The sequence below is a fragment of the Marinoscillum furvescens DSM 4134 genome (genome assembly GCF_003386095.1).
Taxonomy (GTDB): Bacteria; Bacteroidota; Bacteroidia; order Cytophagales; family Cyclobacteriaceae; genus Marinoscillum; species Marinoscillum furvescens.
Genome location: NZ_QREG01000005.1, coordinates 48634 through 67794 on the forward strand (window position 1 = coordinate 48634; position 19161 = coordinate 67794).

A 19161-nucleotide genomic window follows, 5' to 3' on the forward strand; every position below is an offset into this window, starting at 1 on the left:
AATTGCGTAAACCTGGTGTGACCGTAATATTATGATTTCAGTGGCCTTTTTGTTAACTTTTATGACAAATCCAGCTGAAGATCAGATATGTACGGGAAAGTAAAACGGAGTCTAATAGCATTATTGGTATTGGGGAGTTCGTTATCGAGTCAGGCACAAGATGACGAAAAAGTATATCAGGATGCTATGCGCTATATGGAGCGCGGAAAATATGATGAGGCACTGGAAGCATTCCGGTATATACGCCACCTACCAGAGGTCAAGTACCAAGTGGAGGCTTGTTCTTTATTGAGCAAGCGCTACCGCAATTCGCCTTTGTCACGGTACATCAAGTACCAAAATGAGCAGGCCGAAAATCCTAAATACTATTATTGGTTGGGGAAGATTTATTTGAGAAGAATGAATCAAAGTGAGGCGCAAGAGGCATTCGGTGAGTACCTGCAGTTAGCTACAGGAAGAGCGGGCTTTAATCAACAGGTGCAAGAGGTACGGGGCATTTACAATCATCTCCAAAAGTGGTCAAAGTCTGTAAACATTTTGCCGCTGCAAAGCCCGGTAAATACCATTCATTGTGAAGCTCTTGGAGATGTGATTGGTGACGGCATGCAGTTGGTATTTGCATCAGATCGGGCAGAGGAAGGTCAGTACCGTCTCTATCAGGCTAATATGACAGGAGAAGGTTGGTCGGCTCCTAAAGAGTGGTTGGCAACAAATGTGACCCTGCAGCATGCTAATTTGGTGGAAGTGCGCAACCAGGCAGTAGTATATCTGGACCCGGAAGAGCAGCAGCTGAAAGCACTAATAGAAGCTGGTGAAAACTCTACACCAGTGGATGGGCCAGATCTGACTGATGCCAGGCATCTTTACATCAACGCACATCGTACCCGGGTGATATTTTCGGCACCGGATGCTACGGGCAATCTAAACTTGTATGAGTCTTTTAAGCTCCGAAGTACCGGAGAGTGGATGGTGCCAGTGAGCATTTCTAATCAAATCAATACGGGCTATAATGAAGATTTTCCTTATTTGTCTGATGATAGAAGCAGGCTGTACTTTAGCTCGGACCGAGAAGGAGGCGTAGGTAAGTATGACATCTATGTGTCTGTTTTTGATGTGGATAATAATGCCTGGGGAGATCCCATAAACCTGGGCATGCCCATCAATACTCCAGACAATGAGTTTAGTTACCGCCCGGTAAAAGAAGGCCAGGCGCTGATCAGCTCAGACCGAATAGAATCACTTGGCGAAATGGACCTGTTTGTAGTGGAGTACTAAGGGCTCACTTGTTTATTCCTTTTAAGTCCTCAAGCCGGACGGGACTAGCCGTCCGCGCTCTTAACTTTTTGGCTTGATCCAAAACCTAAGGAAAAAGATCAAGGACTGGCCGTCCACGCTGTGAAGAAATTTGCTAAATTTTGATCCTGAGGCCGGAAAAACATAAACTCGTCCTCCTTCGTCGGACATCAAACAGTATGTTTTTCTAATCGACCTCACGATCAAAATTCTTCACGCATTTTCTTCAAGGCCACTCAAAAAACCTCAAAAATGCTAAAAATCACACCTTTTTGAGGTTTTCGCATACAATATACGAGATTGAAATGCCCCTCAGAGTTCATAGAAAGGCATTTTTTACTAAAAAGTATTTATCAAGGACGCCCTACTAAGCCGACACGATCATTTCCAAAAGGTCGTCCAGGTATTCACGGTTGTTGGCCAGGCGTGGTACTTTGTTTTGGCCACCTAGTTTCCCTCTTTTTTTCATCCAGCTATAAAACGTGCCTTTCTGTACAAAATGGATGATCGGTAACGACAATGCCATGTCATTTTGCCGTTTGGCATCATAGTCGGAGTTGAGCGTCCGCAGTTTGGCATCCAGTATTTCAGTAAACTGTGTCTGGTTTTCAGGCGCTTTGTTAAACTCTATGACCCACTCATGGCATCCCTTGCTACCTGCCTCCAGATACTTAGGCCCCGCAGTGAAGTTTTCCATCTCTGCATCGGTTTGTTCACAGGCCTCGGCTATAGCTTCTTCGGCGTTTTCTATGATCAACTCTTCCCCAAATGCATTGATGAAGTGCTTGGTACGCCCACTGATTTTAATGCGATAGGGGTCTAATGAGGTAAACCTGATGGTGTCGCCAATTTTGTACCTCCAAAGACCAGCATTGGTGGAGATGATTATCGCATAGTTTTTTCCCAGCTCTACCTCATCCAGACCTACAGTTTTCGGGTGTTCATTGTTCCACTCATCCATGGGGATAAACTCATAGTAGATGCCATAGTCTAGCATGAGCAGCATTTCTTTTGAGTCGGTTTGGTCTTGTATGCCAAAAAATCCCTCCGAGGCATTGTAGGTTTCCATATACCTCATGTTTGATGAGGGGATGAGGCTGTTGAAGAGCTTTTCGTAGGGAGTAAATGCCACCGCTCCATGGATAAAAGCTTCCAGATTAGGCCATACATCCAAAATGGAGCTGGTGTTGCGTATTTCGAGGATACGCTCTAGGAGCACGATGGTCCAGGTAGGAACCCCGGAGATGGACGTTACATTTTCATTGATGGTATACTGAGCCATCTTTTCGATCTTTTCCTCCCACTCATCCATGAGTGCGATATCCAGAGATGGAGTGCGGACCATTTGGGCCCAAAAGGGTAAGTTTTTGATGAGTACTGCAGAGACATCACCGTAGTAGCTCTTGGCATTTTTATCAAACTGATTGACCTGCTGGCTACCACCAATTACCAGGTTTTTACCCGTAAACATCTTAGTGTCGGGGTAATTGTTTACATAGATAGAGAGCAGGTCCTTGCCACCTTTGTAGTGGCAATCTTCCAGGGCTTCATTGGAAACAGGAATGAACTTGCTCCGTGCATTCGTAGTTCCGGACGATTTGGCAAACCAACGTACTTCTGTGGGCCAAAGAAGGTTTTGCTCACCAGCCATCAGACGCTCTATATAGGGGTACAGGTCTTCGTAGGTGACGATCGGTACGCGATTGCGAAATTCTTCCCTGTTGCGAAGGTCTTCGAACCCATACTTGCGACCATACTCCGTGCGAGCTGCCCGTGACAAGAGGCCTCTGCGGAGTTCCTCCTGTACATCATGTGGGTATTTAATGAACAGCTCCATGTCATGAATCCGTTTTTTCATGACCCAGGTAAGTATTGAATTGAATATCTCCATTTAGTCTTCCTCGCTCTTAACCCTTCTCAGCTCAAAGTTTTTACCTAAATATACTCTACGGACCTGTTCATCGGCAGCCAGCTCCTCAGGAGTACCTGCTTTGAGGAGGTTGCCCTCAAACATCAGATAGGCTCGGTCTGTGATGGACAGGGTTTCGTCTACGTTGTGGTCGGTGATAAGTATGCCTATGTTCTTTTTCTTAAGCTTGGATACGATGGTTTGGATTTCTTCTACGGCAATAGGGTCTACCCCTGCAAAAGGCTCATCTAGCAGCACAAATTTCGGGTCCACTGCCAAAGCCCGGGCAATTTCCGTACGTCGGCGCTCACCACCAGATAGTACCATACCCAGGTTTTTGCGCACATGCGTGAGGCTAAACTCCTCCAGCAAGGATTCCATTTTTTCACGCTGCTCGGCTTTAGAGAGCTTGGTCATTTCCAGTACTGCCAGTATGTTGTCTTCTACGGAGAGCTTGCGAAATACGGAGGCTTCTTGTGCCAGATAACCGATGCCTTTTTTGGCACGGCGATACATGGCCAGATCTGTGATGTCCTCCTTGTCGAGGTAGATGTGCCCACTGTTGGGTTTGATCAGCCCCACGATCATGTAAAACGTTGTGGTTTTGCCTGCACCATTTGGCCCCAGTAGCCCTACGATCTCTCCCTGATTTACAGAGACGGATACTTCGTTGACCACCTTTCGCTTTTTGTATTTCTTGATTAATGTATCTGCTCGTAGCTCCATAATTTCTTTGACCTTGCAATGTATTAAGCAATTTTCACATCCTTAATATTCAGCTGTAGGCTTTTGTGCCCACGGTATTCATTTTCTTCTAGTTGGAAAGCCACATCAAAATATTCTGATGATTGAATGACTGGCAGTTTTTCGGCCAGACCAAAACCTATGGCGGGATAGGTAAAGTCGTTGCCATCCTCACACAAGTCCATTTTGAGGTGTGTCTCTTTTATGACTCTTGGGGGAGATTTTAGTTTTACTTTACGAGCTACCAGCACCGGAGTTAGGTTTTGAGGCCCAAAAGGCGCCATTTGTTTGAGGATCATGTAGTTTTTATAATTGGCAAAACTCAGTGCTACCTCCAGGTCTACCTCAAGCCTGGGAACCAATAGTTCTGGAGATATAGTGGTAGCCACCACTTCTTCAAATTTTTGCTGAAATGCAGGAACGTTCTCTAAAGGCAAAGTGAGACCAGCCGCATGCGTGTGGCCCCCAAACTGGAGGAGTAAATCTTCACACTGAGAGATCGCTGCATGTATGTCAAACCCTTCTACTGATCGGGCACTGCCGGTAGCCTTCTGCTCAGACTCTGTGAGAATGATCGTGGGGCGGTAATATTTTTCAATACAACGAGAGGCCACGATGCCTATTACACCTTTGTGCCAGTCGTTTTTGAAAAGCACCGTACTTCGGGCATCTTTCATCTCGGTGTTGGTGCTCACCATTTCCAGTGCTTCTTCTGTGATGGTTTTGTCAAAATCTTTGCGTTGGGCGTTTTTAGCATGCAATACTTGAGCGAAGACTTCCGTTTCGGATGCATCCTCAGCTGTGAGCAGCTTTACTGAGTCGTGTGCATGTGTCAGCCGGCCGGTGGCATTGATTCTGGGGCCTAAGTAAAATACTATGCTAGTGATGTCTAGTTCGCCTCGCAGGCTGCTTACATCTATCAGTGCTTTGAGGCCAGGGCATGGTGAGTGGTTTAGTTTTTTTAACCCGTAATAAGCTAACACCCGATTTTCTCCCACGATAGGTACTATGTCTGAGGCAATGCTTACACAGACCAGATCCAGATGTACAAAAAGTTGCTCCTGATCTATGGAGTTTTGTTCACAAAACCCTTGCAAGAGTTTAAACCCTACACCACAGCCTGATAGCTCTTTAAATGGATAATTGTCTCCGGGGCGCTTCGGGTCGAGGATGGCGTAGGCATCTGGCAGCTCCTCACCGGGGAGGTGGTGGTCACAAATGATCAGGTCTATGCCGTAGGACTTAGCCAGTGCTGCTTTGTCCACCGCTCGGATGCCACAGTCCAGGCTGATGATCAGCTGGATGCCTTGCGCATGAGCATGTTCTATTCCTTTGGTGGATATACCATAACCTTCGGTGTATCGGTCAGGGATGTAATATACGAGCTGATCAGAAAAGGCTTTGAGAAAGCCATACATAAGTGAAACGGAGGTAGTGCCATCCACATCATAGTCACCATAGATCAGAATTTTTTCATTGGAGAAGATGGCTTCACAAAGCCGGTTTACGGCCCGGTCCATGTCCAGCATGAGAAAAGGGTCGTGGAGGTGGTCTAGTGAAGGACGAAAAAAGGTTTTGGCTTCATCAAAAGTGGATACTCCACGCTGCAAAAGCAGTGTGGCCAGCTGCTTATTGATGTTGAGCGAACGAGAGAGTTCGTCTAGTTTTTCTTTGTTAGGAATATCACGCAGCACCCATCTCTTTTCCATTTGGGGAAATTAGAAAATCCGATGCAAATATTTAAAGAATGGTTAAAACTATCAGCACATGATTGCCTCGAAATGAAATTAAATCATTTCATCCAGATTTTGTTCTGCACAAAAATGATTGGTAAACCAGTAGTCATAGTCTTCGTACCGCACACAGTCCTGGTCACCGGGAGCGTCAAAGTGGAGGAGGCTCGAAGGCTGCACCCACCCGCTGAAGAGTGACGCCTGCGAAAAAGGAAGGTCAGAAATTCGCACGATCTTATGACCTTCGTAGTAAATAGGTGAGGCTTTTCGAGTCATAACGCTATGGTGTATTAGGCAAGCTTACTAAAACTACATAAAAAACTTGTAAATCAGAAAGTTATGTAAATGTTATGATTGCGTGTATGCAGTATGGGGTGAGTATTTTGGCTAAAAGCCTTTCAAAATTTGACAAAATACCGTGCTTAGGGTTAGATTACTCCGTCAGTGATGCGTATTGCTTTAAGTGAAATATGGAATTTTACCGAACTCATCGCCGCTAGTGAACAGGGATGGACGTTAGAGTTAGTAGCTGGTGAGCTTCGAGTGAAGGATGTGGCGCTGGATACGCTTCATGCGTTGCGTTCGGATGCCAAGTATGATACGGAGCTTTTGCCTTCTGTTTTTACCTTTAGGGAAATACTTTGGCAGCCCAATGTATTCACTGAAGCAAGTCAGAGCCTGCCTGCACTGCGGATTCTGGCATCTCACTGTGAAGAGCTGACGGAGCTTTATCGTGAGAAAGGACAGGCTACGCTCCTCCTGTATGCGGCATTGTTATCAGGTATTGGTGAGGCCACTCACCGGGCGGCTAAGGCTCTGGAGGAGGAGCAGGCAGATGTCAAAAAGGCTCTTGGTACTTTGCGTACAGCCACCTTCCCGATTATCAAATTTTTTATTCATCATCCCCAAAACAGGTTGGACTATCATCGTGACGCTCTCAATCGTCTAAACTATGCCGTGAAGGTGATGCTTACACAGTTTTATGGGCGATATACTGAGCTTAGAGACCCCTTCTGGCAGGTACAGTTTACATCAGACGTGTCAGTGGAAGAACAAATTGTGGAAAAATCTTAGTTTTGCGGCTCTGAGTCCAACAAATGCCGTAATTTCGACGTTTTTGCAAGGGTCTAAGGATTAATATTGAGCAGTATTTATGCAGCCAGATGAGCAAAGGGAAGCTATAGAGCGCACCAGGTTTTTCTTACGTAATTTTCTGAAAGGAGTCATTTGGCTTGCTGTGATTGTAGGTGGATATTTCTACCTAAAGGCCAACTACAACTTTACCATGCAAGGTCTGCTGGGGCCGCTGTATGACCAGCCAGCGTTGATATTCAGTATATTCTTTGCGAGTGAAACCATTTTTGGGATCATACCTCCAGAGCTTTTTATGATCTGGGCGCTTCGCAATGAACTCCTTTCTCAATACATCCTGAATGTCATTGGTCTTGCGGTGATTTCATACATGTCGGGTATTATTGGTTATTACATTGGCTCCCACTTTAGTACCACGCAGCTTTACCGCACACTCCAGAAAAATTATCTCGGAAAATTCGAAAAACACTTTAACCGTTTTGGTGGGTTTCTGGTTATAGTTGCAGCCCTTACACCTTTGCCGTTTTCGGGTATCTGTATGCTGATGGGCACAGTAAAATATCCCTATCGGAGATTTTTACTTTTTTCACTTACCCGATTCTTACGGTTTATAGTATATGCGGCGATCATTTGGGAGGCCAATATCTTGCAATAGGCCTTTCGTAGACTATTAAATACACATATGAAGAAGGGAGTATTGCTCGTCAACCTGGGAACACCAGATTCAACCAGCGTGGCGGATGTAAGAAAGTATTTGAGGGAGTTTTTGTCTGACAAACGCGTGATTGACATACCGGCAGTGCCGCGGTGGATGCTGGTCAATCTCATCATCGCCCCATTTCGTGCACCCAAATCAGCAGCCGAATACCGTAAACTATTCACAGAAAGAGGCTCTCCGCTAAAATATTACACCGAAGACTTGCTCGATCCTTTGCGGGCGCTACTTGGCGCTGATTATGTGGTAGAGTACGCCATGCGCTATCAAAGTCCTTCCATCCAGTCAGGGTTGGATAAGCTAAAAGCAGCAAATGTGAGCAGCATTCATGTGATTCCAATGTTCCCGCAATATGCCTCTGCTACTACAGGATCAGTGATTGATAAAGTGATGGAGATCACCAAAACCTGGCAGATTATTCCCGAAATCAGATTCACTTCGCAGTTTTTAGAAGATGATAAATTTTTGGAAGTTATCGCCAAAAATGGTCGTAGGTGGATGGAAAAGACGGATTACGATCACTTTGTGTTTAGCTACCATGGCTTACCAGAGCGACAAATCAAAAAGGGCTCTGTGGGTAATCAGTGTCAGCTTGGGGCATGCTGTAATAAATTTCATGAACGCAACCAGTTTTGCTACCGTGCACAGTGTTTTCATACTTCAAGGCTGGTAGCGGATAAGTTAGGAATACCGGAAGACAAATACACCGTTTGCTTTCAGTCAAGGCTGGGCAAAGATCCGTGGATACAGCCCTACACCGAAGATGTGTTGAAAGAGCTAGCCAAAAGTGGAAAAAAGAAAGTCTTGGCTTTTTCTCCTGCTTTCGTATCTGACTGTTTGGAAACCACCATAGAAGTGGGACAGGAATACAAAGAAGAGTTTATCGAAGCTGGAGGTGAGCAGTGGGATCTGGTAGAAAGCCTTAATGACGACCCCTTGTGGGTGGAAAGCCTGGCTGGTCTGGTTCGCGAGCGCTAGTGAACTTGCTCTTGCGGCCTTTAAGTAGAGGGTCTCTGGCTGGCTAGCCAATACTCAAGATTCGAAAAGTTGAATGGAAGTAGGATTTAAATAGCCCACACCCTCTGACTACCTGGGGTCTATTAGCTTACCTGAAAACAAGATGGTTCCACTGTTTCTCTCCCGAATTAGAAACACAAAAGGCTGGTTTACATTAGTGGTAGCAGGCATAGCAGTAAGCTCCACACCTACAACAGTTGCTGCAGCGGCTTCCGATCCTTCTTCATTCACTTCCAGAAATGACTGGTGTATTACTTTACTGATCGCCAAAGGAGGATTCTCTTCAAAAAGGTTGTCCAATCCAGTGATGGGCATGCCCATATTTACAAGCGTTTCCTTTAAGTCTGTTTTAAAATCAAGTTTGAATTTCGGCAAATACAAGTCTCGCACCAATGTAGTGGAATCTACCAAGGCCTCATGGAGTGTGGTAGCATTTATTTTAGATATCAGTTCGTTAATCTCTGAAGGGTCATCGGGCATGATGATGGTGAATGCATAGTTTTCATTTCCGTAGGGTATCTCTATCACCTGCGCGCTCCATTCAGATGCGTATGATTTCCAATGCTTCACTTCAGCCATCATAGTGGGTACCTCCACGGATTGGCCATTTTCTAATGTGAAATGCAAATCCCGTGTGGCTTTCGGGTCAAACTGCTGGCTCCAGTTTGCTTTGAAGTAGATTGTGTTGATCAGGAACATGACATCATCAGGATTTATTCTGTCGAGGATGTTCTTGATCTTTCCGTTAGTTTTGGTTTCCACCCAGCCATTGAGAGCGGGTAAAGTCTCTTCATTCCCAAAGTCACGTTCAAAAATCTCCGCCTGATAGTACTTTGTCAGTATGTCGGCAAAGTCCCCATTGATGGTGAAACGATGAGAGTACCAGTTGGAGTTGGCTACCGCCAGTGTGACCGAAGGATCGAGACCATAGATGTATTGTACAAGGGATTGATAGGCGCTGTTCAGCTCTCCGGTGGACATTCCTTCCAGCCCCAAGACTTCTTTGAAGCCTTCCTGACTTGCCGGAGCAGCACCATTTAGCGTCATGGAGAGAGCTGTGCTTACGCTAAAAGAAGAGATGAAGTAGTTTTCATTTGGAAATTCCTCATCAATATGCGTCATCAGGTCAAACGTAAAGTTGTTGGCTGATGCGGCAACCTCAGACTCAGTAGCGGAAAGTGATCTTACCAAAGGATCTGCTGGCGTAGGTGTGTCCTCTTGCTGGCAAGAAAAAGCAACTGACACGATCAGGATTGACAAAAGGAAAATACGGAAGTCACGCATGCCATTTTGAGTAATTGGTCTTGCCTATGGACACGCTATAGTGTTCATTTGGTTGGAAACCTCACCTTAGCGGGCTGGGGCCTGTTGTATTCAGCTAAGATAGCCCCCTGGCTTTAGCAGAGGCAGGCTGGTTTGTTCTTGGTGTTTGTGATTTCTGTAATGATGACCTTGCTTGATGCATCTAAAAGTGTCACGGCAAGAGTAGAATTGAATGGAAATAATGAAGGCTCCTTTGCTTAAACACAAAAGAGCCTTCATCGGTAATTTCTTTAGAGTTATGGCTTACGTTCTACGAAGGAAACTCATTTTACCAGCAGCTTACTGCGGGTCCTCTTTCGGGATGTTTCCACATCTAAAAAGTAAATGCCTTTATCCAGCGCCGGCAACTGAATTTTATCAGCCAAAGGCGATGTGATGGAGAAATACACTTTCCCTCCGGCATCCATTAGCGTGACTTTTTTGATTTCCTGATCTGTGGCAAGTGCCACTTCCCCACCAGAAGATACCAGGTTGGGCAGGAGCATCAGATCCGATTTTACTAAAAGGAAATCTTCGTAAGCCAAGGTGTCACTTGTGGTGCCGTGTGTGCCGATGAGCTGGATATCAAATGTACCTCCATAGCGATAAGTGGCTGTGCCCACGTCTTCCCAGGTAGGGTTTTGAGGGTCACCTCCTTCGAGGTACCACTGATAAGACTCGTAGCCTACAGAAGTATTGGTAAAGGTGACCTCCTGACCCGCATCCAATGTGATGTCACTGACCAGAAGCCCTAGTTCTCTTACAGAAACACTGATGAAGTCTTCCTCAAGTAGCACATCCTGCCTGCTACCCAAGTGCCCAATCAATTCTACATCGTAAGACCCCTTTTCGGCATAAGAAGCCATGCCACTGTCCGACCAATCGGCAGTTTGTGGGTCCGCCCCCTCCAGTTTCCAGGTATATCGGTCATATCCAAAAGACTCATTGGTGAAAGTCACCTTATACCCTTCGAAGGTTTCCTGATCATTTACTGAGAACTTGAGCGCTTTATCGAGCTCTGTCACAGTGATATAGTCTGTAAGCGTATAGGTGTGGCTCCTATCACCATAAAAGCCCGTAAGCTGCACATCGTAGGTGCCAGCGTAGTAGTAATTGGCTGATCCTGAGCTAGACCAACTGGTGGAGCTGGGCTCGGCGCCTTCCAGATTCCAGCTGTAGCGATCGTACCCGTAGGATGCGTTGGTAAAGGTGATTTGACCACCCTCCACCACTTGTTGGCTGCTCACCGTTAACTTTAGCTCTTTTTCTACCACTGTTACTACATCCTCTAGTCGCATGGTATCACTTTCACTTCCCCGGTATCCGATTAGTGTAAGGTCAAAGGTGCCTTCAGCTGCATAGGTGGCTTTTCCATCAGTGGTCCAATTGGCTTCTGATGGGTCAGCCCCTTCCAGAAGCCATTTATAGCTTTCAAATCCATTGGACTTGTTGGTAAATGTTACTTCCTCTCCCGGCTCCACATTTTCTGGCGCTATACTTACACGCAGTATGGTATCACACTGTGTCATTTTTTCCTGAACTCCTACGCGTACGTCATCGAGCTTGTTGTAGACATTAGTACCCGGACATGCGGTGGCACATCCATCTCTGTGTCCGGCTATGTGTCCAACCTGTCCTGCTGGGTGACTGCTGCTACCTAGTGGATCCAGTCCTTCTTTTTCCAGCTTAAAGGCAATGAGTTGTTCTAAAGACTCTAATGTTGAACTTGTCGGCTGAGCGGTTTCATAATTGCCCAGGAGGCATATGCCCATCGTATAGCTGTTTTTTCCACAAAAGTGGGCCCCGCGAACATTGTCTTGCTCTCCGGCGCCAGGATCTCGTCCATTGTAGATGTCGCCATTTTGAGCAATGAGGTAATTGTACCCTACATCTGACCAGCCGTTGGATTGTGTATGATACAAGTAAATATCACGCACTACCTGCGTATAGTTGGTGTTGGTATTGGAGCCGGCAGCATGATGCACGATTACGTGCTGCACGTTGGTGAATGCACGATTGTAATCTGGCTCTGGCAATCCTTCACGCCATTCTGACTGAGGAATGGTAGGTGGAGCATCGTTGCAATCGTTGGCTACACGCTGATTACGTGGTTTGATTTTGGGGACCTCCCCACTATAAATGAGCGTGATGTCAAAGCCCTCGGGACTAATGCTGCTCGGAAAGGAGATCACCTCTGGCAACGATATAAAGTACGAGTACTCTGGAGCATCCGGATCATACGGTATCTCATACGAGCTACCGTCTATTTGCAAAGTAACCGAAAGGCCTTGATAAGATTCACTGCGAACCACCACCGCACTGACCGGGTGATTGGTTTTTCGAGAATCAGACTGATCGGTATTCCATCGTGTGACCTGGGCCTGGCTTTGTGCCTGGCAAAAAAATGGGCCACAAAAAGCTAAAAAAATTAAAAGTCTAAACACTTACTGTAAGGATTTCATTGAGTTTGTCAACTACATAGTCTACTTCTTGTTTGGTGTTAAATCTACTAAAAGAAAACCGAACGGCGCCACGCTGTGGGTCAGAACCAATGGCTGTAAGCACGTGGGAGCCAATGTTGGACCCGCTACTACAGGCGCTCCCTCCAGATGCCGAAATGCCATTGATGTCCAGGTTGAATAGCAGCATGTCGTTATCATCACTAGGGGGCAGGCTTGCGCTTAGTACAGTATACAGGCTGTTTTCCACGTCTTCAGACGTGCCATTAAACTCAATGCCATTGATTTGGTCCTTAAGCCGACCGATCATATAGCTCTTTACAGATTCGATTTGCTTTCTGTGTTCGTCCATTTCGGAGTAAGCCATTTCCAGGGCTTTGGCCAGACCTATGATGCCATAAACATTTTCTGTACCACCTCGCATGTTGCGCTCTTGTGCTCCACCATGGATAAAAGGAGCAATGCGCTTTTCGTGATTTACATACAAAAACCCTATACCCTTGGGGCCATGAAACTTGTGTGCCGAACCTACGATGAAGTTGGCTTTTAATTCTTGCAGATCGTGACGGTAGTGTGCCATGCTCTGGACTGTATCCGAATGAAAAATGGCCCCGTACTCATGGCATAGTTCCGCTATGGCATAGATGTCATTGAGCGTGCCAATCTCGTTGTTGGCGTGCATGAGCGTGACCAGTGTGTTGGGCTCTTTTTTGAGCTCAGCTTCTATTTCATTTATATCGATTTGGCCCTTTTCATCCACAGCCAGGTAGTGCACCTCTTTGCCTTGCTTTTCTAATGCCTGCACGGTGTGGAGCACTGCGTGATGTTCTAATGGCGTGGTGATGATTTTTTGTATGCCGTAGGCTTCTATGGCACACCGGATAGCCGTATTGTCTGCCTCCGTACCACCTGAGGTAAAGAAAATTTCAGATGGAGAAGTGTTGAGCAAGTCTGCCACCTTTTTTCTGGAGCGCTCTATGGCTGCTCGTACCTGTCGGCCGTGAGAATGAATAGATGAGGGGTTGCCAAAATGCTCCAGCATGTAAGGTTTCATTTCTTCGAATACAACCTCGTCGATCGGGGTGGTGGCTGCATTGTCAAAGTATACTTTCATCGGCGTATTGTTATAGGATTGGGTTATGGGTTTTCTCTATTTCAGGCAAAATTAATCATATTGCGGCGGCTGACACACAAAGCAAAAGAATATGGATTCAAAAGAAGTGCTGGAATTTTTGAAACGAGTACAGGCGATGGCAAAAACGGGGCTTTCCTATACTGAAAACCCCTATGATGTGGAGCGCTATGAAGAACTACGCGATACATCCAATGCTTTACTGGCCAAATGGTCTGAATCGGATGAAAAAGAGGTCAGGTTTTTCTTTGATCAGTTAGACACCTACCCCACGCCCAAGATAGATGTGCGCGGCCTGGTCATGCAAGAAGGTAAGGTGCTGATGATTCGTGAAAAAGTAGATGGCAAATGGGCCATGCCAGGTGGCTGGTGTGATATCGGGTATACTCCCTCAGAGAACATCCGCAAGGAGATATTTGAAGAGAGCGGACTGGAAGTAAAAGTAAGCCGTCTGCTGAGTGTTTGGGATAAGAAAATGCATGACCACCCACCAGAGGCCGCATATGTATACAAGCTGAGTTTTTTGTGTGAAATCACGGGTGGAGCTCTTGTTCCAGGTCATGAGACTTTAGGTGCAGACTTTTTTGATGTGGATGACCTACCGGAATTGTCTTTACCTAGAAATACTGAGGACCAGGTGCGAAGGCTGGTGGAGCTGGCAAACAAGGAAGGGCTAGATTTCGATTGAAAATAAAAAAAGCGTGATGCTTTTACCATCACGCTTTCGCTGTTCTTGAGGATTTAGTTTGCTTTAATTCGCAATCAGTTCCTTGATATCCATCATCAGTTTTTGAGCCAGGTGATCTGCCGTAGATTGGCTGTCAGACTCTGCATAAATCCGGATGATAGGCTCGGTATTAGACTTGCGCAAGTGTACCCACTCGGTATCAAATTCTATTTTTAAGCCATCTATCGTACTAAACTTGTTTTTGGCATACTTGGACTTTAGGTTTTCCAAGACTGCATCCAGGTCTAACTCAGGGTCTAGCTCTATCTTGTTTTTAGAGATGTAGTAGTTGGGGTATTTGGCTCGGAGCATCGAGGTACTTTTGCCAAACTCTGCCAGGTGCGATAAGAATAAGGCAATGCCTACGAGTGCGTCTCTACCGTAATGAAGTTCTGGTAAAATGACGCCACCATTACCTTCTCCACCGATAACAGCATTGGTTTCTTTCATTTTGGTCACCACATTGACCTCTCCTACTGCTGCAGCTTCGTAAGTGCCTCCATGTTTTTCAGTCACGTCACGTAGGGCTCGCGTAGACGATAGGTTAGACACCGTGTTGCCTGGCTTTTTGCCAAGTACATAATCAGCCACTGATACCAGCGTGTATTCTTCTCCAAATGGCTGACCATCTTCACAGACCATGACGAGACGGTCTACATCAGGATCTACCACAAAGCCCAGATCGTAGCTGCCACCCGCTATTTCATTGCAGATATGAGTAATATTTTCTGGTACAGGTTCTGGATTGTGTGGAAAAACTCCGTTTGGCTCACAGTATAACTCTGTTACCTGCACACCCAGCTTTTTGAGGAGTCTGGGTACGGCTATTCCTCCGGTGCTATTTACGGCATCTATTGCCACTTTGAAACCACGAGCCTGAATGGCTTTGATATTGATCAGATCCAGTTTCAGTATTTCGTCGATGTGCCAATCGATGTAATCATCGCGCTCCGTTACCGTGCCAAATTTCTTTGGATCTACAAAGAGAATATCTTTGGATTCTGCCCATTCGAGGACTTTTTTGCCATCTGCAGCAGAGATAAATTCTCCGTTTTCGTTGAGCAGTTTTAAGGCATTCCAGCCGGATGGGTTGTGGCTGGCGGTGAGGATAATTCCTCCTTGGGCCTTTTCATTTACCACGGCCATTTCTACTGTAGGTGTGGTGCTCAGGCCAAGGTCTACTACGTCTATTCCTTGAGCGATCAGTGTGTTGATCACAATTTGTCGGAAACTTTTTCCTGACGGTCGAGCATCACGACCAAGGACTACCTTGGGGGCTTCATGACGCTCTTTGATCCACATGCCATAACCAGCAGCGAATTTTGCAACATCGATGGGAGTGAGCGTTTCGCCCACTTTTCCTCCTACCGTACCTCTCAGTCCGGAAATTGATTTAATTAGTGACAATTCAAGTGAATTTGAAGGACAGGTGAGCGCTAAATGAGCTCGGTGCCTGTCGGGTTAGACATTTGATTAATCAAATAAAAACAGGGTGGTCTATACCTAATGGTTTAGTTAAATTTTGCCATGACTTTATTGACTTCCGAGTCGGGGTTGCCACAGGATTCGTCACCAGTCATGGTTTTGCCACAGTACCCGCAGGTTGCGCCTTCTTTATTTAAGAAAGGGCTTTGCGAAGCACATGTGCCTTTAAATTCGCCATTTTTCTTAAGGATGAGCCTTACAGACATCAGTACGAAAAACAATGCGATAAATCCTATTCCTAGTAATACAGTAGCCATGGGGTTACAATTTGCGACAAAATTAAAGAATATTTGTGTTCTTGTATTGCCTTAACACATTTAGATCATTAATCATTTCATGAAGCCCGGACAATTAGCAAAACCAGACCCCAATAGGACACAAAAACTCGATGCATTTGACCGCTTGCTGACGATCATGGATGAATTGCGCGAGAATTGTCCATGGGATAAAAAACAAACGATGGAAACCTTGCGCCACCTCACCATAGAGGAGACTTATGAATTGGGCGATGCGATATTGGAAGGTGACCTGGATGAGGTGAAAAAGGAACTTGGAGACTTAATGCTTCATATGGTGTTTTATGCAAGGATTGGTTCCGAAAAAGGGGCATTTGACGTGGCAGATGTTCTCAATGGAGTCTGTGATAAACTCATCACAAGACATCCGCACATCTATGGGGATGTTCATGCAGATGATGAAGAGGCGGTCAAGGAAAACTGGGAGAAAATTAAGCTGAAAGAAAAGGGTAATAAATCGGTACTTGGTGGTGTGCCAGCATCACTTCCTGCCATGGTCAAAGCAATGCGCATTCAAGAAAAAGCCCGTGGAGCAGGTTTTGACTGGGAAAAGAAAGAACAGGTTTGGGAAAAAGTGGAGGAAGAAATGCAGGAGTTTAAAAATGAATTTAACATCAGTAAAGGACCAGTGGATCAAGAAAAGGCCATGAATGAATTTGGTGACTTGCTGTTTTCGCTAGTCAACTATTCTCGGTTTATCGACATCAACCCCGAAGAGGCGCTGGAGCGAACCAACAAGAAGTTTATCAAGCGATTTAATTACCTGGAGTTAGAATCCAAAAAAGACGGTAAATCACTCGACGAGATGACTCTGGACGAAATGGATCAGTACTGGGAGGAAGCTAAAACCAAAGGTTGAGGAGGAATTCAATTCAAAAAAATTCGTATTTTACTTCATAGACTTTTAACCTAACTATTTAAAGCGATGAACGATTTGAAGATTAATCACCTTGCCGTGCTTGTATGCCTTGTGTGGATGTTTGTACTGGGTTTTTCATGGTATGGGCCCATATTTGGCGAGCCGTGGATGGCCATGACCGGATTGGATTTGGAAACTATTGAAGCAAATCCTCCTGGAGCAGGGGTTTGGATTTCTAATGTATTATCCAGCTTGTTGCCATTGTACCTGATCGCCTACATGTTTGTTCGCATGAATGTACGATCAGCAGTTTCCGGGCTCACTTTTGGTTTTTTGCTGGGCTTTGTGCTGTACTTACTGCCTCACCTTACATCAGGCATGTTTTCTCAAGATCCCTATCCTCTTGCCTGGATTGAAGGAGGCTTTCAGGTAGTAGGCTGGACGGTGTCTGGTCTGGTGTTGGGAGCGTGGACTAAAACAAGATAACTCTTCTCTGTGCCAGCCGTGTGGTTATCGGCTGGCCTGGCTTTTCTTTCTTTCGAGTTAAAACTTTTGATTCGCAAGAGGGTTTCTTGCATGGGGAATCCTAAATCTATGCGACTTACGCTTAAAACTAAAGTCAATTCTAATATATCCGCTGTAATCAATGGCTTTGACCAGAAGCTATTTTTGGCATTGAACCCTCCCTTTCCCCAGGTAAAGCTGAAGCAGTTTGATGGCTGTGAAACCGGTGATGTGGTATCGCTGGAGCTCAATTTCCTCTTATTTAAGCAAGTTTGGACGAGTGAAATCACCGAAGAATCCCGTACAGCTGACCGCTGGTATTTTGTGGATGTAGGTGTAAAGCTTCCTTTTTTTCTCAGTGGGTGGGAGCATGAACACATCGTGGAGCAGGAGGATTCAGGCTCGGTGATCATTGATCATATTCAATACCGAACAGGTACTCTATTTACAGATTTGCTGATGTACCCAGCTTTGATGCTGCAGTTTGCCTATCGCAGGCCAATATACAGACGCTTCTTTCGACAATAAAAAAGCCCGCGGTGATAGCGGGCTTCTTGAAATTTTTCAACCTTTTAGGATACTATGCATCTTTCCATTTGATCGTGCATCCAATAGCTCTTTTGCTTGTCACAGCAGGTTTTTTGCCATCTAAAAGCGCGTTGATAGCGTCTTCTACGTAGGTTTTACTTACATCAGCTTCTTCACTGGGGCTATCGTCTATAGCGCCGATGTACTCCACGCGTAGTTTGTTGCCTTCCTTGTTCAGTACGTATACATGAGGAGTTTTAGTAGCTCCATAGGCTCTGGCTACGTTTTGTTCGTCATCTCTTAGGTAGGGAAATGTGTATCCTTTAGCTGATGACCGTTCTTTCATTTTCTCCATGGCATCACCCGGTTGTTTGGAGATATCATTGGGGTTGATAGCGATCACTGGAAACCCTTTGCCGCTGTATTTTTTGTCCAACTCAATGATTCGCTGCTCATACAGCTTGGCATAAGGACAGGTATTGCATGTAAATATCACTACAAAACCTTTGGCGTCTTTGTAGCTGTCCAGAGAGACCATTTTGCCATCTACATTAGGTAATTCAAAACCAGTAGCAACATCACCTACTTCCAATCCGTCATTTTCACTTTCCATAGCATTTACGAAAAGCACGGCCACTGTGACAAGCAGGCCGGTGATTAGTAACATTGATTTTTTCATAGAATTAGTCATTTGGTTGATAACTTTTCGATCGTAGCGTTAAGCTCTTCTTCCGTAAAGGCACTTTCATAAAAATAGCGTTTGCCAGAAGGAGTTATAAACAGGGTGGCTGGAATGGCTCCACTCCAATTGTTGTCAATCTTTTGAATGTATTGGTCAGCATCCTTTTCATCTAGTAAATATGTAGGTGCTTTGATTTCTTTTTTTGCTACGAGCTTTGCTACTTTCTCGAGTTGTCGTGGAAAGTCGAGACTGATAAAATACACCTCTGCTTTGTTTTCGGTATGCAGCTTATCAAAATGTGGCATTTCTTTTATGCAGGGTCCACACCATGAGGCCCAGAAGTTGATGATTCGAAGTTCGTCAGAGGATTCGGAAATCAGCTTATCCAGTTCGGGTAGCTTGATGGCTTTTACGTCTTGTGCTGCTGCCTGGCTGGACAAACCGATGCACAGGATAATGGCTATAAAAAATGCTTTCATTACTCAATAGCTTTACGTAATTGCGTTGAATAGGTTTACAAAAAATAAAAATTGTGTTTTTCTAAGAAAAACTAATGCAGTGGCACGGCTTTCTCAGGCTAGTTGGTAATATTCTGATAAAGTAGCAAAAAATAGTTCCAGAGGTTATGGCTTTTTTGGAGCTTTTGAGACATGATCATTTGGGATTTGACTGGGGTGGGATATT

19 protein-coding genes are annotated in these 19161 nt (G+C 45.3%); 8 read left to right on the forward strand and 11 right to left on the reverse strand.

All coding sequences use genetic code 11. From position 1 onward, the window contains the following. Positions 1-87 precede the first annotated feature (87 nt). Positions 88-1275: a PD40 domain-containing protein gene (locus C7460_RS07175; RefSeq protein ID WP_115867418.1), complete on the forward strand. Its 1188-nt coding sequence runs from the start codon at positions 88-90 to the stop codon at positions 1273-1275. A gap of 385 nt (positions 1276-1660) precedes the next feature. On the opposite strand, the gene C7460_RS07180 is transcribed toward C7460_RS07175, so the two are convergent. The 4 genes from C7460_RS07180 to C7460_RS07195 all read right to left on the reverse strand — a co-directional run bounded on the left by C7460_RS07180 (position 1661) and on the right by C7460_RS07195 (position 5955). Beyond that, positions 1661-3151, reverse strand: a complete 1491-nt coding sequence (locus C7460_RS07180; protein ID WP_245986230.1) for a GH3 auxin-responsive promoter family protein — start codon at positions 3149-3151, stop codon at positions 1661-1663. 33 nt (positions 3152-3184) lie between these two features. Continuing rightward, positions 3185-3928 carry an LPS export ABC transporter ATP-binding protein gene (lptB, locus tag C7460_RS07185; protein WP_115867420.1) on the reverse strand — a complete coding sequence of 248 codons (744 nt, stop codon included), beginning with the start codon at positions 3926-3928 and terminating at the stop codon, positions 3185-3187. 23 nt (positions 3929-3951) lie between these two features. Next, entirely contained in the window at positions 3952-5655 is a 1704-nt protein-coding gene (gene recJ / locus C7460_RS07190; protein ID WP_115867421.1) for a single-stranded-DNA-specific exonuclease RecJ, read from the reverse strand. 78 nt (positions 5656-5733) lie between these two features. After that, on the reverse strand, positions 5734-5955 hold the full coding sequence (locus C7460_RS07195) for a hypothetical protein (RefSeq protein WP_115867422.1): 222 nt from the start codon (positions 5953-5955) through the stop codon (positions 5734-5736). Between the two features lie 171 nt (positions 5956-6126). Between C7460_RS07195 and C7460_RS07200 the strand changes: the two genes are divergently transcribed. The 3 genes from C7460_RS07200 (at position 6127) to hemH (ending at position 8464) form a co-directional block, all read left to right on the forward strand. Further along, positions 6127-6753 (forward strand): hypothetical protein, encoded by a 627-nt coding sequence (locus tag C7460_RS07200; protein ID WP_115867423.1) that lies wholly within the window; start codon positions 6127-6129, stop codon positions 6751-6753. 79 nt (positions 6754-6832) lie between these two features. After that, positions 6833-7426, forward strand: coding sequence for a YqaA family protein (locus C7460_RS07205; protein WP_115867424.1), 594 nt, complete (start codon positions 6833-6835; stop codon positions 7424-7426). A gap of 27 nt (positions 7427-7453) precedes the next feature. After that, the gene (gene hemH, locus C7460_RS07210; RefSeq protein ID WP_115867425.1) at positions 7454-8464 is read left to right on the forward strand and encodes a ferrochelatase; all 1011 of its coding nucleotides are present in this window, start codon (positions 7454-7456) and stop codon (positions 8462-8464) included. A 108-nt stretch (positions 8465-8572) separates the two neighbouring features. On the opposite strand, the gene C7460_RS07215 is transcribed toward hemH, so the two are convergent. The 3 genes from C7460_RS07215 to C7460_RS07225 all read right to left on the reverse strand — a co-directional run bounded on the left by C7460_RS07215 (position 8573) and on the right by C7460_RS07225 (position 13378). Continuing rightward, positions 8573-9787, reverse strand: a complete 1215-nt coding sequence (locus tag C7460_RS07215) for a serpin family protein (RefSeq protein WP_115867426.1) — start codon at positions 9785-9787, stop codon at positions 8573-8575. 302 nt (positions 9788-10089) lie between these two features. Further along, positions 10090-12249: an N-acetylmuramoyl-L-alanine amidase gene (locus C7460_RS07220; protein WP_115867427.1), complete on the reverse strand. Its 2160-nt coding sequence runs from the start codon at positions 12247-12249 to the stop codon at positions 10090-10092. Next, positions 12242-13378, reverse strand: coding sequence for a cysteine desulfurase family protein (locus tag C7460_RS07225; RefSeq protein ID WP_115867428.1), 1137 nt, complete (start codon positions 13376-13378; stop codon positions 12242-12244). Before C7460_RS07225 ends, C7460_RS07220 begins: the two co-directional genes overlap by 8 nt. 91 nt (positions 13379-13469) lie before the next feature. Here C7460_RS07225 and C7460_RS07230 point away from each other — a divergent pair, with 91 nt between their 5' ends. Next, the gene (locus C7460_RS07230; protein WP_115867429.1) at positions 13470-14084 is read left to right on the forward strand and encodes an NUDIX hydrolase; all 615 of its coding nucleotides are present in this window, start codon (positions 13470-13472) and stop codon (positions 14082-14084) included. Between the two features lie 63 nt (positions 14085-14147). Here the strand turns inward: C7460_RS07230 and glmM are convergent, their stop codons facing one another. Both glmM and C7460_RS07240 read right to left on the reverse strand, forming a co-directional pair. After that, entirely contained in the window at positions 14148-15530 is a 1383-nt protein-coding gene (gene glmM, locus C7460_RS07235; protein WP_115867430.1) for a phosphoglucosamine mutase, read from the reverse strand. Positions 15531-15634: 104 nt separating this feature from the next. Continuing rightward, entirely contained in the window at positions 15635-15865 is a 231-nt protein-coding gene (locus C7460_RS07240; protein WP_115867431.1) for a hypothetical protein, read from the reverse strand. Between the two features lie 79 nt (positions 15866-15944). Here C7460_RS07240 and mazG point away from each other — a divergent pair, with 79 nt between their 5' ends. The 3 genes from mazG (at position 15945) to C7460_RS07255 (ending at position 17795) form a co-directional block, all read left to right on the forward strand. Next, a complete protein-coding gene (gene mazG / locus C7460_RS07245) occupies positions 15945-16763 on the forward strand; it encodes a nucleoside triphosphate pyrophosphohydrolase (protein ID WP_115867432.1) in 819 nt (272 codons plus the stop codon). A gap of 66 nt (positions 16764-16829) precedes the next feature. After that, the gene (locus tag C7460_RS07250; protein WP_115867433.1) at positions 16830-17249 is read left to right on the forward strand and encodes a DUF1761 domain-containing protein; all 420 of its coding nucleotides are present in this window, start codon (positions 16830-16832) and stop codon (positions 17247-17249) included. Between the two features lie 108 nt (positions 17250-17357). Next, positions 17358-17795 carry an SRPBCC family protein gene (locus C7460_RS07255; RefSeq protein ID WP_115867587.1) on the forward strand — a complete coding sequence of 146 codons (438 nt, stop codon included), beginning with the start codon at positions 17358-17360 and terminating at the stop codon, positions 17793-17795. Between the two features lie 52 nt (positions 17796-17847). Here C7460_RS07255 and C7460_RS07260 read toward each other — a convergent pair whose 3' ends face one another. Continuing rightward, positions 17848-18474 carry a thioredoxin family protein gene (locus C7460_RS07260; RefSeq protein ID WP_115867588.1) on the reverse strand — a complete coding sequence of 209 codons (627 nt, stop codon included), beginning with the start codon at positions 18472-18474 and terminating at the stop codon, positions 17848-17850. An 8-nt stretch (positions 18475-18482) separates the two neighbouring features. Then, a complete protein-coding gene (locus C7460_RS07265) occupies positions 18483-18956 on the reverse strand; it encodes a TlpA family protein disulfide reductase (protein ID WP_115867434.1) in 474 nt (157 codons plus the stop codon). Positions 18957-19161: the final 205 nt, after the last annotated feature.

Coding starts and splice junctions, on each gene's coding strand:
- C7460_RS07180 (WP_245986230.1), bottom strand. CDS start 3,151: ATGAAAAAACGGATTCATGACATGGAGCTGTTCATTAAATACCCACAT.
- C7460_RS07195 (WP_115867422.1), bottom strand. CDS start 5,955: ATGACTCGAAAAGCCTCACCTATTTACTACGAAGGTCATAAGATCGTG.
- lptB (WP_115867420.1), bottom strand. CDS start 3,928: ATGGAGCTACGAGCAGATACATTAATCAAGAAATACAAAAAGCGAAAG.
- C7460_RS07265 (WP_115867434.1), bottom strand. CDS start 18,956: ATGAAAGCATTTTTTATAGCCATTATCCTGTGCATCGGTTTGTCCAGC.
- recJ (WP_115867421.1), bottom strand. CDS start 5,655: ATGGAAAAGAGATGGGTGCTGCGTGATATTCCTAACAAAGAAAAACTA.
- C7460_RS07260 (WP_115867588.1), bottom strand. CDS start 18,474: ATGAAAAAATCAATGTTACTAATCACCGGCCTGCTTGTCACAGTGGCC.
- C7460_RS07215 (WP_115867426.1), bottom strand. CDS start 9,787: ATGCGTGACTTCCGTATTTTCCTTTTGTCAATCCTGATCGTGTCAGTT.
- C7460_RS07200 (WP_115867423.1), top strand. CDS start 6,127: ATGCGTATTGCTTTAAGTGAAATATGGAATTTTACCGAACTCATCGCC.
- C7460_RS07240 (WP_115867431.1), bottom strand. CDS start 15,865: ATGGCTACTGTATTACTAGGAATAGGATTTATCGCATTGTTTTTCGTA.
- hemH (WP_115867425.1), top strand. CDS start 7,454: ATGAAGAAGGGAGTATTGCTCGTCAACCTGGGAACACCAGATTCAACC.
- C7460_RS07175 (WP_115867418.1), top strand. CDS start 88: ATGTACGGGAAAGTAAAACGGAGTCTAATAGCATTATTGGTATTGGGG.
- C7460_RS07230 (WP_115867429.1), top strand. CDS start 13,470: ATGGATTCAAAAGAAGTGCTGGAATTTTTGAAACGAGTACAGGCGATG.
- C7460_RS07255 (WP_115867587.1), top strand. CDS start 17,358: ATGCGACTTACGCTTAAAACTAAAGTCAATTCTAATATATCCGCTGTA.
- C7460_RS07205 (WP_115867424.1), top strand. CDS start 6,833: ATGCAGCCAGATGAGCAAAGGGAAGCTATAGAGCGCACCAGGTTTTTC.
- mazG (WP_115867432.1), top strand. CDS start 15,945: ATGAAGCCCGGACAATTAGCAAAACCAGACCCCAATAGGACACAAAAA.
- C7460_RS07225 (WP_115867428.1), bottom strand. CDS start 13,378: ATGAAAGTATACTTTGACAATGCAGCCACCACCCCGATCGACGAGGTT.
- C7460_RS07250 (WP_115867433.1), top strand. CDS start 16,830: ATGAACGATTTGAAGATTAATCACCTTGCCGTGCTTGTATGCCTTGTG.